Genomic DNA, 16,123 nt, shown 5'->3' with positions numbered 1-16,123 from the left:
AAGATGACGGGGCGGAATGTCAATCCTGGTCTAACAGAGCCAAACGCAAAATGCCCGCCGGTATCACACGTACCGGCGGGCATTTTTATAAACGAGCCTTCTATCGACGTAAGCCTCTACGCCTCGCGCTCGACCTCACTCACACACTCATTTTTGATGGTGCCAACGAGCGCCTGCAGCGCATCGACCACATGCGGACGAACGTCTCCGCCAATGAGCACGAGCATGATGTCGTCGCCCACGGCAAGCTCGCCGCTTGCCAGCCACACGCGCACATAGCCGATACCAGGCATCGCGCGCGTGGCCTCGATAGCAGCCTGCACCTTCTGAGCATCGAAGCCGAACACCATGCCGCCCACCTTATGCCCAGGCGCCACGCCATCGGTCTCGACTCCGCGCACCTCGGCCTTGGGCGTCGCACGCACCACACCGTTGTGTGTCAGGTACATGCCGCAGCCAGCCGCCGAAGCATCGGCCTTAGCCTCACGCAGCCAAGCATCAACCGAAGGCATCGTTTTGCCATTCTCGAGCATCATTTCTCCCTTACCGTCCCAAATTAGCTACTCTAGGGCAATTTAGCTAATTTGGGACGGGGCTCTTTTAGCTACCCCTGGATAATCTACTCCTCGACCGGCGTGAGCACCATGACGACGCGCGTGTTGCTCAGCGACAGCGAGCGACAGGTCACGAGCGTCACGACCTTGGTTGCTGAGGCGGCGCGGTCGCCCGCATCGCTCGCCACGGCAGAGGCACCGTCGAGCATCTCGGACAGGTAGTTCTTAAGCCCGTCGTCGCCCTCAAAATTGCGCGTACGCGCCTTGGCATACGTGTCCTCAACGACCTTGGTCGCCAGCGGACGCAGCTTATAGGTGGCGTCGCGCGTGATGTAGTACACGCACTCTATGCTGTCGAACGTCGCCTGATCGGTCGTGCCCGAGATCACATTGAACATCGATCCGTCGTTCATGTGGTGACCATAGATCGTAGTCTGCTGATCCACCATGCCGGGCGCAGTGTCCTCGTAATCCAAGAAGATGGCACCCGATGCGTTGGACGTGCCATCGAACAACGTGTTGAGGTACTTGGAATTATCAGTAGCCTGCACTACGGGATAGTTAATGTTGGTGCCCGGTACGTAAATCCAACCGACGACCTCGGGATTTGTCTGGGCAAGAGCATTGAAATCGATAATCGGCACGCCGCTAGCGTCCTTATCGCTATACTGCCGTTCGATCTTTTGATACGACTCGCTCGCCTGCTTGTAGCCAATCTGCGCATTGATAAAGATGGCGGCAGCGGCAACGATCAGACCGATACCGATAATGATGAGCAGAATGGGAATGACGGACCGGCGTTTCTTGCGCGGCGGCTCGGTGTAATCCGACGGCGCGGCATGCGATGAAGACAGGGGCGGCTTCTTAGCGGTGCTATAAGACGAAGGACGATACGCAGCCGGCGTATCCTGACGACGATGGGATGTCGGCGTTACGGGACGCGGCGCGCGCGGCTGCTGAGGAGAGGATGTCCGACCCTGCTGTGCCGCACGGGCAGCACCCGGCTTCGACGGATCGGGAATCTGAGGAACCTTGAATCGTTTTCCCTGATAGTCGGACATGGCTCTCCTTATACTGCGGTGAAACGGCGGAACGCCTAGGCGTCGGCCATCTCCTGCTTCATCTTCTCGATAACCTTGCGGTACTCGGGGTCGCATGCGCCCAGAATCTGCGTGGCGTAAATGGCGGCGTTCTTGGCACCGTTGATGGCAACGCAGGCCACGGGCACGCCCGAAGGCATCTGCACCATCGACAGCAGCGAATCCATGCCGCCCAGGTCACTCGTCTTCATAGGCACGCCGATGACCGGCAGCGGCGTAAACGCAGCCACGACACCGCCCAGGTGAGCAGCCTTGCCGGCAGCAGCAATAATCACCTTGATGCCGCGGTCGGCAGCAGTCGAAGCCCACTCGTGGACCTTCGCCGGCGTGCGGTGCGCGCTCGCAATGACGAGCTCATAGGGCACACCGAGCGCCTCGAGCTCGGCGGTACAGCCTTCCATAACGCCCAGATCGGACTTGGAGCCCATGATGATCCCGACAACCGGCTTCTGATCTGCCATAAACAAAGACCTCCTGTTGAGAGCGGTGGCGCAGCGAATCCGCGACCCTTAACTACTGAGAGTAGTATAGCTGCTCCCGTCCCTGCGGTCCCCGGGTGCCCCGCGGCGGGCCGGGTTTTTATCTTCGCTCCCCTTGCTTCGCAAAGTCGCTCCGATAATAAACCCGGCCCGCCGCGGGGCACCCGGGGACCTACCGGGGATTGCTATGACGTACGTTGGCTAATTTGGGTTGGAATGAAAGGTTTGCGGAGGGTAGTGGACAGTTAGTTCAGATACGTATTTTTTGGCCGTGCCTCTTGGCGCTACTAGGGTGATTTGAAGTCACTTTGAGCCCCATAATGACCTCTATCGCCCTTATTTGAGCGTCTCCACCGGTTCGGAAAGTCAAATTCAGCCCAATCGGGCTCAGGTCGGCCTTTACACACCCTCTGAAAAATACGTATCTGAACTAACTGTCCAGCGACATTCTCGATCAACAGCAAAAGGCCTCCTGGCGAATGAAAATTCGCCAGGAGGCCCCTTACAAAACGTGGGCGCCGTCGTTCAAACGAACGACGGCGCCCACACTCACTTTCTTTTTCAGCCCTAGTCATCGCGCAAAGCCCCTTCGGCAGCACACGATGCAGCCGAGTCACCGCAGGCCGGGGCGGGAGGCGGTCCTTTCTCTCGGAAAACTTCGCGAAGCCCAGTTTCCGAGAGAAAGTGTCCGGCTGCCGCCCCGGCCGGACAGGTCAGTCTACACCGTGTACTGCGGCAGGTCCTGCAGGGCGATGACGTCCATGCCCATGTCGTTGGCGCTGCCGTGACCCTGCTGGTCCTCGCGCACCGCCTCGATGGCGCTTACGTACGTATTGGCCGCGGACATCGCGGTCACGCAGGTCACACCGCGGCGCACAGCCTCGGTGCGCAGCAGGTAGCCGTCGCCACGCGAACCCGGGCCGTACGGCGTGTTGACGATCACCGCGATCTTGCCGTCGGCGATCAGGTCGCCGATATTGGGACGCTCGCCGTCATGCGGGCCGCTGATCTTTTCCACGATTTCGCACGTCACGTTGCCGCCGCGCAGCACGCGCGCCGTACCCTCGGTAGAGCAGATATCAAAGCCAAGGTAGCGCAGGATACGGGCGACCGAAAGGATGTGGCGCTTGTCGCGGTCGCACACGCTAATGAACACCTTGCCGCAGCTCGGGTCGGGCAGCTTGTAGTCAATCGCCAGCTGCGTCTTGGCATATGCCTCGGGATAGCTCTTGGCGATACCCATGACCTCGCCCGTCGACTTCATCTCGGGCCCCAGGATAACGTCGGCTCCCGGGAAACGACCCCAGGGCATAACGGCTTCCTTCATGCAGAACCAGTCCAGCTGACGCTCGTCACTCGGCAGGCCCAGGCTCGCGATGGAATCGCCCGCCATGATACGCGCCGCGCACTTGGCCAGCGGCACGCCGGTGGCCTTGGAAATGAACGGCACGGTACGGCTGGCACGCGGGTTAGCCTCGATCACGTAGACGGTCTCGCCCTTAATGGCATATTGCACGTTGACCAGGCCGCGGACTCCCAGCGCCGTCGCGATGCGGCGCGTGGTCTCACGGAGCTTCGCCTGCAGGCTCTCGCTAAAGCTGAACGGCGGAATGCACGTCGCGGAGTCACCGGAGTGGATACCGGCCTCCTCGATATGCTCCAGGATACCGCCGATGTAGACCTTCTCGCCGTCGCACAGGGCGTCGACATCGGACTCGATCGCACCCTCCAGGAAGCGATCCAGATACACCGGGTAGTCGGGGCTAATGCGCGCGGCCTCGGCCATGTAATCGCGCAGATGCTCGGCATCGTAGGCGATCATCATTCCGCGGCCGCCCAGCACGTAGCTCGGACGCACCAGCAGCGGGTAGCCGATGTGCGCGGCCACGGCCTCGGCCTCCTCAAACGAGGTGGCCTGACCCGCCGGCGGATACATAATGCCCAGCTTGTCGAGCAGAACGGCAAAACGCTCGCGGTCCTCGGCAAAATCAATAGCATCGGGCTTGGTGCCCATGATGTTCACACCGCTCTCCTCGAGCATGCGCGCCAGCTTAAGCGGAGTCTGACCGCCGAGCGTCACCACGACGCCGTCGGGACGCTCAACGTCGATAACGTCCATGACGTCCTCGTAGGTGAGCGGCTCAAAGTACAGGCGGTCGGACGTGTCGTAGTCGGTCGAGACAGTCTCGGGATTGCAGTTGACCATGATGGTCTCAAAACCGCGAGCCGCCAGCGCATAGCTCGCATGCACGCAGCAGTAGTCAAACTCGATACCCTGACCAATACGGTTGGGGCCGGCGCCCAGGATCATCGCCTTGGGCTTGTCCGCCGGCGTGGTCTCGTCGGGGGCAACGCACTTCTTGGCATCCGGGCTCGTGCGGTAGATGTTCTCGTACGTCTTGTAGTGGTACTCCGTGGCGCTCGAGAACTCCGCAGCGCAGGTATCGACCGTCTTCATGCTGGGAACCACGCCCAGACCCTTGCGGTAGGCGCGCACAAAGCGCTCGTCCGAGCCGGTCAGCGCGGCAATCTCGGCATCACTCGTGCCATACTGCTTGAGCAGGCGAATCGCGTCGGCGTCAATGTCCTCCACACGCAGGCCGCGGATGCTCTCCTGGACCTGCACCATGTCGTTGATGCGGTTGAGGTACCACGGATCGATGCCGCAGATGGCATGGATCTGGGCGATGTCCCAGCCGCGGCGCAGGGCCTCGACCACAAAGAAGATGCGGTGCTCGGTCGGGGTTGCCACGGCTTGGGCGAGCTCATTGTCGCTCAGCTTATCGGCACCCTCCTTGCCACCGACACAAATACCCTGGTGTCCATCCTCCAGCGAGCGCATGGCCTTGCCAAAGGCTTCCTCGAAGGTGCGGCCGATCGCCATAATCTCGCCCACGGCCTTCATGCGCGTGGTGAGCGTGGGGTCGGTACCCTTGAACTTCTCGAAGGCAAAGCGCGGCACCTTGACCACGCAGTAGTCAATCGTGGGCTCAAAGCAGGCAGGCGTTGCTTTGGTAATGTCGTTGACGATCTCGTCGAGCGTATAGCCAACGGCCAGGCGCGCGGCGGCCTTGGCGATGGGAAAGCCCGTGGCCTTGGAGGCCAGTGCGGAGGAACGACTCACGCGCGGGTTCATCTCGATGACGATCAGGCGACCGGTCTGGGGGTTCACGGCAAACTGCACGTTGGAGCCGCCGGTCTCGACGCCGATTTTCTCCAAGATGGCGAGCGAGGCGACACGCATGCGCTGATACTCAAGGTCGGAGAGCGTCTGCGCCGGCGCCACGGTAATGGAGTCGCCGGTGTGCACACCCATGGGGTCGAGGTTCTCGATAGAGCACACGATGATGCCGTTGCCGGCGTGGTCACGCATGACCTCCATCTCATACTCTTTCCAACCCTCGATGGACTCCTCGACCAGCACCTCGTGGGCAGGCGAGAGCTCAAGGCCCTGGCTCACGATGGAGACGAGCTCCTCGTGGGTATGCGCGATGCCGCCGCCGGCGCCACCGAGGGTAAAGCTCGGACGCAGCACGCAAGGATATCCCACGCGCTCGGCGATAGCCTCGGCGTCAGCCACGCTGTAGGCATAGCCCGAGCGCGCGACCTCCAGGCCAATCTCGGCCATTGCCTCGTTAAAGAGTTTGCGGTCCTCGCCGCGCTCGATGGCGGCAAGGTCGCAACCGATCATCTCGACGCCGTACTTGTCCAGCGTGCCGTCTTTCGCCAGCTCGACGGCGGCGTTCAGACCGGTCTGGCCGCCCAGCGTGGGCAGCAGCGCGTCCGGGCGCTCTTTCTTGATCACGCGCTCGATAAACTCGGCGGTGATGGGCTCGACATAGGTGCGGTCGGCAAGACCCGGGTCGGTCATGATGGTCGCCGGGTTGGAGTTAACCAGGATGACCTCAAAGCCATCCTCCTTGAGCACCTTGCAGGCTTGGGCGCCGGAGTAGTCGAACTCGCAGGCCTGGCCAATGACGATGGGACCCGAACCAATAACGAGGATACGCTTGATGTCAGTACGTTTAGGCATGTTTAAAACCTCCTAGAGAGGCTGACTCAATGTTTTGGAAAAGTCAGCGAGGGTGCAGCTGGTGCATCAGGTTGCCGTGATGCGAGGGCGCGCTGGGCTTATGCCCGCGCGTCCGAAGCAGAACGGCAAGATGATGTGCCAGATGCAGCCGCAGCGTCGATGGTTCCGCCGTTCGCCAGAACGGCGGAACCATCGTCGGCGAAATTCCAGCCAGTCAGGCGGTCCTTCGCGGTGTCGATGTCCAGGTAGTTCTCCTCGCCGTCCATGAGTCGCGTAAAGGCGGTAAAGAGATAGTGGGCATCGGTGGGGCCAGGCGAGGCCTCGGGGTGGTACTGGACCGAGAAGCACGGGGCGTCGAGCAGCTGGATGCCCTCGGCGGTACCGTCGTTAAGGTTCACATGCGTCAGGCGAATGCGGCCAAAGCGCTCGTTCATCACGACCGGCGCGATGCCGCGGCGCACCCAGACGCGCAGATCTCCATCGGCCGCATGCTCGGTCTCGCCGCCGGAAAGTTCGGGGACAAGCTTGCCCAAGCCGGGGAACAGCAGGCCAAAGCCATGATTTTGCGCGGTGATCTCCACGCGACGGCTTACCAGGTTCATGACCGGCTGGTTGCCACCGCGGTGACCAAACTTAAGCTTTTCCATCTGGGCGCCGCAGGCCAGGCTGATCATCTGATGACCCAGGCAAATGCCAAAGACCGGCACCTTGCCGATCAGCTGCTGTACCTGCTCATAGGTCTCCACCACGGCGTCGGGGTCGCCGGGACCATTGGACAAAAAGACACCGTCGGGATTCATGTCGAGCACCTCACTCGCGGGCGTATCCCACGGCACGACGGTAAGGTCGCAGCCGGCACGGACCAGGCCCTCCAGGATGCCGCGCTTCACACCGCAGTCATACGCGACCACTTTGTGACGGGCAGGAGCGGCAGCCGCAAGCGCAAAGTCATGCGTGGCAGGAAGGTCGGCGGCCACAAACTCGTGAGGCGCGGGGCAGCTTACGGTCTTGACCAGATTCTCGCCCACCAGCGTCGGCGCTGCGGCCAGACGCTCGGCAAGTTCGTCGACGTCAAAGACCTCGGTCGAGATGATGCCCATCTTGGAGCCGTTGTCGCGCAGGTGGCGCACCAGAGCGCGGGTGTCGACGCCCTCGATAGCGACGATGCCGTGGGCACGCAGGTATTCCGGCACGCTGACGGCCGAGCGCCAGTTAGAAGGCGTGGCGCACATGTCGCGCACAATCATGCCGCGCATAGCGGGAGCGCTCGCAGGGCGAGCGGTATCGCCGGGGAAGGCCGACTGGACGTCGGTCTCGTCGATGCCGTAGTTGCCGATCTGCGGATAGGTCATGGTTACAATTTGGCCGGCATAGCTCGGGTCGGTCATAACCTCAAAGTAGCCCTCGAGCGAGGTATTGAAGCAGACTTCGCCGGTCGCGGTGCCCTCGGCGCCGCATGCACGTCCATAAAAAATGGTCCCATCCTCAAGATACAGGATGCAGGGACCGCAGGTGCCCTTGCTGGTTTTGGCCAGCATACGCTGGCGAAGCTCGCTGGGCGCGAAGGTGCGGGCGGCAGCGCCCGCGGTATGGTTGTTCGCCATAGCTCTCCTTCCCGGTCTCACAGGACCGGCTTAAAGGTGTGTGGTTAGGCCTCGCGGTATTGTAACCGCAAGCATCACTTATGGCGTTAATTTCATAGAATTGTTTACAAAATGATAATTATGACTCCCCATGCATAATGATTCACAACCGCCATCGGGTAGTCTTTTTGGGACGGGGCTATTTTAGCTGCCTCGGCTGCTAGCGCTAGCGTTTTGTCTGATTGACGGCCGAGGTAGCTAAAATAGCCCCGTCCCAAAAAGACTACCCAGAAAAATCATCCCGCATGGGCTTGTGGCTCACGCGGGATGATGGCCTCCTACTTTTTCTTGTCCTGTTCCAGCAGATCGGACGGTGAGCGATCGGGCTTGCCGCCGCGGAAAATCTCGCGACCATGCAGACGATGTTCCAGGTCACGTTCGGCCTTTTCCTCGTCAATCTTGGTCTGGCTCACCACCGGGTCCTCAATCAACGACGACACCGAGTTCACCTGCTTCTGAATGCGCTCGGCGATGGTGTCATCCATACTCACGATGCGCATCTTCCAGTCGATACTCGTGGCGTTGGATGAGCTCTTGGTCCACACGAACGTCAGAATGGCGCTCTGGTGGCCCTGGGCGGGAAACATGCCAAAGAAGGAATCATGCTGAATGTTGCTATCTTCGTCGATATAGGCGTGCACGTTATACACCACGCGGTCAATCTTATCGTTGAGCAGCGCGTTGGTCGCAAGTGCCGCGGCCTGAATCTGCCCGTTGGACAGCAGTTCGAGCTCGTTGGCAGACGATGTGTCCAACACCGTTACCTCGACCGTGCCCGTACGCTCATCGGCCTCGTCGACGGAAAAGTCGAGCGGAAACTGCGTAAAGCCGTTGCCCCACTCAAGGCCGCCCTTCAGCGCCGTCGAAACGGTATCGACCGAAACGCTCTCGGACAGATTGGCGGTATTCAGACGGCGCATCACGCCGTAGCCGATCTGCATGCCCACGATCAGCACCAAAATACCGATGACCACGGCCATCGCGGTCTTCGTAATGGTATGGCTCACCTGCGAGCCCGAAGGATCGTCCTCGGACAGCGGGTCGATATGTTTTGCCTGGCTCGCGCGGTCCTCGCTGCGCAGCTGCGCTAGCGCCGCTTTGTCACCGCGCTTGGCCGCAGCCTCCTTCTCGCGCATGCGCTCGGTACGCTTTTTGGCAAGCGTAGGATCCAAGACGCCGGATGCATCGATTTCGGAGAATAACTCCGTCACCTCTTCCGGAGTCAAAGGGTTCTTGTCAGCCATAAACTTCCTGTCATATCAATCAGTCGAGCTCGTGCGCACGCGCACCTTCGAACTGCATTCGATAGTAACGGGCATAGGTGCCGCCACGGGCGAGAAGCTCCTCGTGCGTGCCACGTTCCACAACGCGACCATGCTCAACGGTCGCAATCTCGTCAGCATGCTTAATGGTCGAGAGGCGGTGGGCGATGATAATCGTGGTGCGGCCGCGCGCCAGCTCTTCGAGTGACTCCTGCACCGCCTCCTCGCTCTCGTTATCCAAAGCACTCGTCGCCTCGTCCAAGATCAGGATCTTGGGGTTCTTGAGAAACACGCGCGCGATGGCGACGCGCTGTTTCTGTCCGCCCGAAAGACGGCTGCCGCGCTCGCCCACGACCGTGTCATAGCCCTGCGGCAGCGACTCGATAAAGGCATCGATGTTGGCGCGACGGGCGGCTTCGGTAATCTCTTCTGCCGTGGCGCCCGGTTTGCCGTAGGCGATATTCTCGCCAATCGTTCCATCGAACAGATACACGTCTTGCTGCACCAGGCCGATGGCACGACGCAGGCTCTGCTGTGTCACATCGCGCACGTCCTGGCCGTCGATGCTAATGGATCCGGCGGCCACGTCATAAAAGCGCGGTAGCAGCGAACAGGTCGTGGACTTGCCACCGCCCGAAGGGCCAACCAAAGCGATGGTCTGACCAGGCCTGATGGACAGGTCCATATGGTCGATAACGGGACGCTCGTCGGCATCGCCCTCGCCCAGCTCAACATCCTCGTAGTTAAAGCACACGTCGTGATACTCCACGGCGCCGGCGGTCACCTGCAGATCCGTAGCGCCCGGCTTGTCCTGGATATCCGGCGCGGTTGATAGCACCTCTTCCATACGCTTAAAGCCGGCGATAGCCTTCTGATACATCTCGGCGGAATTGACAAGCGTCTCGAGCGGTGTGCAGAACAACGAAATGTAGAGCGCAAACGTCGCCATATCGACTGCTTGCAGCTCGCCCTGAGCCACCAGCCAACCGCCGAGCAGCACCACGATCACGTAGAGCACGCCCGAGAGCAGGCCATACGTCGCGGTATAGACGCCCATGGCGTGGTACATGTTCTCTTTGGACGAAAGGTAGCAATCGTTAGAGGCACGGAACTTGGCGCGCTCGGTCTCCTCGTTGGCAAAGCTCTTGACTACGCGCATGCCCGCCAGCGAATCCTGCAGTTGTGCATTGATGCCGCTGATCTTTTTGCGGTTGTCGCTAAAGACCTCGCGCATACGCATGTTCTGCCAAAACATGATGACCGCAAACACCGCCGTCACCACGGCCATGGCAAGCGCCAACACCGGGGCGATGGTAAAGAGGATCACAAACGAGCCAATGATCTCGATGCCGCAGATGATGATCCACTCGGGCACGTGATGCGCCGCCTCGCAGATATCGAACAGGTCGTTGACCACGCGGCTCATCATGTCGCCCGAGCTGTTGCGGTCGAAGTACGCAAAGCTAAAGCGCTCATACTGGTCAAACAGGTCCTCGCGCATCTTGGACTCCATGCGCGCGCCCATCACGTGACCCCAATAGCTCACAAAGTAGCGGCAGGCACAGCGGACGGCATACATCAGCACCAAGCCCACCGCGATCATACCGAGCGCCTGCATAATGGCAGCCTGACCCTGGGTAAACAGCCCACCGGTCAGATTGCGCAGAATAATAGGAAACGCCAGGTCAATGGCGGCAAGCACCAGGGCGCAAACCGTATCGGCAACAAGAAGCCCCATCTGGGGCCTGTAATACGACAAAAAACGCTTCAGCATAATCACCTTACGCGGTTTTACCAAACCGCGTTTCGTCTCGACGCTGCAAGTGCCCCATTTGGACAATCTGGCCTTCAATCGTCGGTCGCGTATATCCATACGCTTCCCTCCTCTTTTAGGCCACCTCGTCTCAAATGGAGCACTTTCGCTGACTTACACAAACCAGCGAGGTCATAACCCCGCCTCAACAAAGTAACCGCTCGCTACAGTTCGGCTCCACCAAGGCGATGCGCGATGCTATCGCAGGCGAGTGCGCCCACGACGGTCTTGGCGTCTTCGATCTTACCGTCGAGTACGGCGTCGATCAGCTCGTGCAGCGGCACCAGGTCCACGTTGACAAACTCGTCATCGTCGGGATTAGGCGCGTCGAACTCGAGCTTGGTGGCCAGGTAGATGTGAATGATCTCGTCGCAGAAGCCGCAGGTCGTGACAATCGACGTCAAAAAGCGAATGCGACCGGCCCTAAAGCCCGTCTCCTCGTGCAGTTCGCGCTTGGCGCAATCGAGCGGATCCTCGCCCGGGTCGAGCTTGCCGGCGGGAATCTCGACCGTCACGCGGTCGATGGCGGTGCGGTACTGACGCACCAGCACAATCTTGCCGCTCTCGGTCAGCGCCACAACGGCCGCCGCACCCGGATGGCGAATGATGTCGCGGGCGCTGCGGTGGCCGTTGGGCAGCTCAACCTCAAGACGGTGGACGTCGAGGATCTTGCCCTTCCAGGCGCACTCCTCCGAAAGAATCTTCTCGTGTAGCTCGGCATCGTGCGGGTCGTCATCGCCCAGCACCAGCACCGGCTCGTCAGCAACCTCGCCGCCAGGCTCGCCCTCGGCGTGCCCATACACGCGGCTGTCCTCCTCGACGATCTGCGCGTCCACGAGCTCTTCGTTCTTATCGTCCATCCGTCTCATTCCTCTCGGACTTTAGGCATCCCAGGCGTCGCGGCCGCGCAGCGCGCGCAGGCCAATGTCATGACGCAGGGTCTTACCCTCAAAATCGATCTTCTCGCAGGCCTCGTAGGCAAGGTTGCGGGCATTCTCAAACGTGTCGCCCAGCGCGGTCACGGCGAGCACGCGGCCGCCGTTGGTCACGAGTCTGCCGTCCGCCACGGCGGTGCCGGCGTGGTACACCGTCACGTTCTCCATGGCCTCGGCATCCTCGATACCGGTGATGACCTTGCCCTTCTCGTAGCTGCCGGGGTAGCCCGCACTCGTCAGGACAACGGCCACGGCCCACTCGTCGCGCCAGTCGAGCTCAATCTGGTCGAGCTCGCAGTTGGCGCAGGCCAGCATGACCTCGACCAGGTCGTTCTTAAGGCGCGGCAGCACGACCTGCGTCTCGGGGTCGCCAAAGCGAGCATTGAACTCCAGCACCTTGGGGCCGGCGGGCGTGAGCATAAAGCCGCCGTACAGGCAGCCGCGGTAGTCAATACCCTCGGCAGCAAGCTCGGCAACGGTCTGCTCCATGACCGCCACCATGGTGGCGTGCTCCTCGTCGGTCACGATGGGCACCGGGCTGTAGACGCCCATGCCGCCGGTGTTGGGGCCCTTGTCGCCCTCGAGCGCGCGCTTGTGGTCCTGCGAGGTGGCCATGGGGCGCACGGTCTTGCCGTCGGTAAAGGCAAGCAGCGAGCACTCGGGGCCGGTCAGCATCTCCTCGATGACCACGGTGTTGCCGGCATCGCCAAAGGTGCCGCCAAAGCACTCTCGCACGGCCTCCTCGGCCTGCTCAAGTTCGGTCGCCACGATAACACCCTTGCCCGCGGCAAGGCCGTCGGCCTTGACGACCAGCGGGGCGCCCTGCTCGCGCACGTAGGCGAGAGCCGAAGCCTCGTCGGTAAACGAGCCGTAGGCTGCCGTCGGGATACCGGCGCGCTCCATGAGCTGCTTGGAGAACAGCTTGGAGCCCTCCATCTGAGCGCCCTCGGCACCCGGGCCAAAGCACGGAATACCCGCCGCACGCACGGCGTCGGCCACGCCCGCCACGAGCGGAGCCTCGGGGCCAATTACCACGAGTCCGCATCCGTGGCTCTGCGCAAACGCCGCCACGGCCGCAGGATCGCAGTCGTCGAGAACAACGTTCTCGCCGCAGCTCGCGGTGCCGCCGTTACCCGGCGCGATGTAGAGCTTGCCGGCGCGCGGTGATGCTGCGAGTTTAGCTGCCAAAGCATGCTCACGGCCGCCGCTGCCCAACAACAGGATGTCGATGGTTTGAGTGTCCGCCTTCAAGGGTGCCTCCTCTATGGATGAATGGCCCGCTCCGCGCGAGCCCTTTGCAAGCAAATATACCCCTCGGCCGCCCACTTGGGCTGCAAAGGGGTATATCGCAATAACCAAATGGTCCCGATTACTTCCAGAATCGGTTGATGATCTGCTCGCGACCAGCGCCAACGCCAATAAACGTCACGCGGGTGTGTGCCAGATCCTCGATAAACGCCACGTAGTCCTGGGCCTCCTGCGGCAGCTCGTCAAAGCTGCGGCAGCCGGTGATGTCGCACTTCCAGCCAGGGAGCTCCTCGTAGATGGGCTTGGCATTCTCAAAACGCACCTGGTGCTCGGGCACGCTCGTATAGCGCTCGCCATCGACGTCGTAGGCGACGCACACCTTAATGGTGTCAAAGGCCGAAAGCACGTCGAGCTTGGTCAGGGCGATATCGGTGAGGCCGTTGACGCGCGAGGCGTAGTTGGCGATGGGGCCGTCGAACCAGCCGCAGCGACGACGGCGACCGGTGGTCACGCCGTATTCATAGCCCTCCTCGGTCAGCGTGTGACCGGCCTCGGACTCATAGGAAAGCTCGGTGGGCATGGGGCCCGAACCGACGCGGGTGATATAGGCCTTCATGACGCCCAGCACGCGGTCGACATTCTTCATGCCCACGCCGGAGCCGGTGATGGCGCCGCCGGCGGTGCAGTTGGAAGACGTCACGTACGGATAGGTGCCGTGGTCGATGTCGAGCAGCGTCGCCTGGGCGCCCTCAAACAGCAGGTCCTTACCCTCATCGATCATGTTGTTGAGCAGCAGGCTCGTCTCGGTGATGTAGGGACGCAGGCGCTCGGCCATGGGCAGATACTCGTCGCAAATCTGCTCCACGGTGTAGGTGGGCAGGTTGTAGATGAGCTCGAGCTCGGGGTTCACGCGGGCGAGAGCGGTCTCCAGCTTGTCGCGGAACAGTGCCTCGTCCAGCATGTCCTGCATGCGCAGGCCAATGCGGGCCATCTTGTCCTGATAGCACGGACCGATGCCGCGCTTGGTGGTACCGATGTTCTTCTTGCCGAGCTTCTGCTCAAAGGCGCCATCCAGATCGATGTGGTACGGCATGATGACATGCGCGTTGCCGCTGATCTTGAGGTTCTTGGTGGTGATGCCATCGGCCTCGAACATGTCAATCTCCTCAAGGACAACCTTGGGGTTAACGACGCAGCCGTTACCGATCACCGACACGTGGTCGGAATACATGATGCCGGAGGGCACCTGGTGCAGGCCGTACTTCTTGCCGTTGACGACGATGGTGTGGCCGGCGTTGTTGCCGCCCGAGTAGCGCACGACGGCATCGAAGTCGCCGGCGACCAGGTCGCAAATCTTACCCTTGCCCTCATCGCCCCACTGGGCACCGACCAAAACGGTTGACGGCATGTTTACTCCTTACATTCATGGACTGTCTACGCGCCACGCCGGCACGCAGAAGCACAAAACATTCCCAGTATACCCGTGCAACGGGCGCCTGTCCTACTCCTCGGCATGTGCCCCATCAAGCTCATAGAACTTGGTGGATGCCGGCAGGAACATCAGGTCGACGTCGCCGATCGGGCCCGAACGGTTCTTGGCCACGACGATACGCGTAACGCCCTCGTCGGGTCGATCGTCGCGTGAGGCTTCGGCCTCGTCGGCGGAGCGGTCCAAGAACATAACGATATCGGCGTCTTGCTCGATGGAGCCCGATTCACGAAGGTCGGAAAGCTGCGGGCGCTTGCCGGTACGGGATTCGACCTGACGCGAGAGCTGCGACAGCGCGATGAGCGGGATCTTGAGCTCCTTGGCCATGATCTTCAGACCACGCGACATCTCGGAGACCTCGACGGTACGGCTCTCGGAGCGGCGTCCCGGCGGAGGACTCACCAGCTGCAGGTAGTCCAGGATGATGATGGCCTTCTCCTTGTTGTGGAGCATGCGGCGGCTCTTGGCGCGAATCTCGGTCACTGTGGTGCCGGGCGTATCGTCAATCAGAATATCGAGCTTGGACAAGGTCTGCGTGGCCTCGTTGATATTGGCCCACTGCTCGGGGCTAATGCGGCCCATGCGGAAGTCACTGATCGAGATCATGGCGTAGGCGCAGATCAGACGCTGGGCAATTTCCTTGCCCGACATCTCCAGCGAGAAGAAGCCGACGGTATAACCAGCGGCGGCAGCGTTGAGCGCCAGATTCAGGGCGAACGACGTCTTACCCACAGCAGGGCGAGCGCCGATAATGATGAGCTGACCCTCGCGGAAACCCATGAGCATGCGGTCGAGCGACGGGAAGCCCGTGGGCACGCCCGCAGCCTGGCCACCGGCCTGGCACACTTCCTCAGCCTCGTTATAGGCCTCGACCATAAACTCGGTCAACGTCTTGTAGCTCGACTTGACCTCGCGCGCCGTGACCTTGAGCAGCTTGCTCTCGGCCAGCTCCACGACCTCCTTGGTGTCGGTAGGAGCGTTATAGGCCAGCGCGTTGATCTCGTTGGTGGCACCGATCAGCTCGCGCAGCATCGAATCGCGGCGAACGATGGCGGCATGGTGCTGCCAGTTCACGAGCGACAGAGTCTGACCCATCAGCTCCAAAATGTACGCCTCGCCGCCCACGGCATCGAGCTTGTTGATGCTTCGCAGGTAATCGATCAGCGAGATAGAGTCGATGGGAATGCGGCTGTTGTACATATCGACCATCGCGGTATAGATGGTCTTATGAATGGGCCGGTAGAAGTCATCGGGCTGCAGCTCGACCTGGGCCTCCTCGACCACCTCGGGCGATAGCAGCATGGCGGCCAGTACATTGGCCTCTGCATCTTGGTTTTGAGGGAGACCCAACTTTGAGCCGCGGTCCTCAACCGTCAGCCCCGTCTCCCTTTCGTCATATGCCATGAGCATCCTCATTCATATCGCTTGCGAGCATCCATAGTATCAGCCACGGTCCCAAAACGCGCCGCGCGCCGCCAATCATCACCGAACGAAACGGATGAACGGTCCCGTATATAGGACTTCGACGCAACGTTCACCATGACACTCACTCAGCGCAAAAAACAAA

Annotated in this window: 11 protein-coding genes; all 11 read right to left on the bottom strand. The window is 61.1% G+C overall.

What is annotated here, in order from left to right:
• Positions 1 to 116: 116 nt before the first annotated feature.
• The 11 genes from DXD49_RS07390 to dnaB all read right to left on the bottom strand — a co-directional run bounded on the left by DXD49_RS07390 (position 117) and on the right by dnaB (position 15,966).
• Positions 117 to 536 carry a molybdenum cofactor biosynthesis protein MoaE gene (locus DXD49_RS07390; protein WP_117794622.1) on the bottom strand — a complete coding sequence of 140 codons (420 nt, stop codon included), beginning with the start codon at positions 534 to 536 and terminating at the stop codon, positions 117 to 119.
• Positions 537 to 619: 83 nt separating this feature from the next.
• A complete protein-coding gene (locus DXD49_RS07385) occupies positions 620 to 1,615 on the bottom strand; it encodes a class B sortase (RefSeq protein WP_117763270.1) in 996 nt (331 codons plus the stop codon).
• Positions 1,616 to 1,650: 35 nt separating this feature from the next.
• Complete coding sequence (gene purE / locus DXD49_RS07380; RefSeq protein WP_006235810.1) at positions 1,651 to 2,115, bottom strand: 5-(carboxyamino)imidazole ribonucleotide mutase; 465 nt, start codon at positions 2,113 to 2,115, stop codon at positions 1,651 to 1,653.
• 736 nt (positions 2,116 to 2,851) lie between these two features.
• Positions 2,852 to 6,166 (bottom strand): carbamoyl-phosphate synthase large subunit, encoded by a 3,315-nt coding sequence (gene carB, locus DXD49_RS07375; protein ID WP_117794621.1) that lies wholly within the window; start codon positions 6,164 to 6,166, stop codon positions 2,852 to 2,854.
• A gap of 98 nt (positions 6,167 to 6,264) precedes the next feature.
• The gene (carA, locus tag DXD49_RS07370) at positions 6,265 to 7,770 is read right to left on the bottom strand and encodes a glutamine-hydrolyzing carbamoyl-phosphate synthase small subunit (protein ID WP_233541767.1); all 1,506 of its coding nucleotides are present in this window, start codon (positions 7,768 to 7,770) and stop codon (positions 6,265 to 6,267) included.
• Positions 7,771 to 8,087: 317 nt separating this feature from the next.
• Positions 8,088 to 9,053, bottom strand: a complete 966-nt coding sequence (locus DXD49_RS07365; RefSeq protein ID WP_117743350.1) for a hypothetical protein — start codon at positions 9,051 to 9,053, stop codon at positions 8,088 to 8,090.
• Positions 9,054 to 9,072: 19 nt separating this feature from the next.
• On the bottom strand, positions 9,073 to 10,845 hold the full coding sequence (locus tag DXD49_RS07360; RefSeq protein WP_117794620.1) for an ABC transporter ATP-binding protein: 1,773 nt from the start codon (positions 10,843 to 10,845) through the stop codon (positions 9,073 to 9,075).
• A gap of 203 nt (positions 10,846 to 11,048) precedes the next feature.
• Complete coding sequence (locus DXD49_RS07355) at positions 11,049 to 11,744, bottom strand: NUDIX domain-containing protein (protein ID WP_199406603.1); 696 nt, start codon at positions 11,742 to 11,744, stop codon at positions 11,049 to 11,051.
• Between the two features lie 21 nt (positions 11,745 to 11,765).
• Positions 11,766 to 13,070 carry a phosphoribosylamine--glycine ligase gene (gene purD / locus DXD49_RS07350; protein WP_117743352.1) on the bottom strand — a complete coding sequence of 435 codons (1,305 nt, stop codon included), beginning with the start codon at positions 13,068 to 13,070 and terminating at the stop codon, positions 11,766 to 11,768.
• A 118-nt stretch (positions 13,071 to 13,188) separates the two neighbouring features.
• The gene (locus tag DXD49_RS07345) at positions 13,189 to 14,475 is read right to left on the bottom strand and encodes an adenylosuccinate synthase (RefSeq protein ID WP_117743353.1); all 1,287 of its coding nucleotides are present in this window, start codon (positions 14,473 to 14,475) and stop codon (positions 13,189 to 13,191) included.
• 93 nt (positions 14,476 to 14,568) lie between these two features.
• Positions 14,569 to 15,966, bottom strand: coding sequence for a replicative DNA helicase (dnaB, locus tag DXD49_RS07340; RefSeq protein ID WP_117734797.1), 1,398 nt, complete (start codon positions 15,964 to 15,966; stop codon positions 14,569 to 14,571).
• Positions 15,967 to 16,123 lie beyond the last annotated feature (157 nt).

The organism is Collinsella sp. TM05-38 (genome assembly GCF_003466445.1).
Lineage (GTDB): Bacteria > Actinomycetota > Coriobacteriia > Coriobacteriales > Coriobacteriaceae > Collinsella.
Note: the sequence above shows the minus strand (reverse complement) of the source record. Positions and strands in the feature narration are given on the sequence as shown.

Coding starts and splice junctions, on each gene's coding strand:
- DXD49_RS07390 (WP_117794622.1), bottom strand. CDS start 536: ATGATGCTCGAGAATGGCAAAACGATGCCTTCGGTTGATGCTTGGCTG.
- DXD49_RS07385 (WP_117763270.1), bottom strand. CDS start 1,615: ATGTCCGACTATCAGGGAAAACGATTCAAGGTTCCTCAGATTCCCGAT.
- purE (WP_006235810.1), bottom strand. CDS start 2,115: ATGGCAGATCAGAAGCCGGTTGTCGGGATCATCATGGGCTCCAAGTCC.
- carB (WP_117794621.1), bottom strand. CDS start 6,166: ATGCCTAAACGTACTGACATCAAGCGTATCCTCGTTATTGGTTCGGGT.
- carA (WP_233541767.1), bottom strand. CDS start 7,770: ATGGCGAACAACCATACCGCGGGCGCTGCCGCCCGCACCTTCGCGCCC.
- DXD49_RS07365 (WP_117743350.1), bottom strand. CDS start 9,053: ATGGCTGACAAGAACCCTTTGACTCCGGAAGAGGTGACGGAGTTATTC.
- DXD49_RS07360 (WP_117794620.1), bottom strand. CDS start 10,845: ATGCTGAAGCGTTTTTTGTCGTATTACAGGCCCCAGATGGGGCTTCTT.
- DXD49_RS07355 (WP_199406603.1), bottom strand. CDS start 11,744: ATGGACGATAAGAACGAAGAGCTCGTGGACGCGCAGATCGTCGAGGAG.
- DXD49_RS07345 (WP_117743353.1), bottom strand. CDS start 14,475: ATGCCGTCAACCGTTTTGGTCGGTGCCCAGTGGGGCGATGAGGGCAAG.
- dnaB (WP_117734797.1), bottom strand. CDS start 15,966: ATGCTCATGGCATATGACGAAAGGGAGACGGGGCTGACGGTTGAGGAC.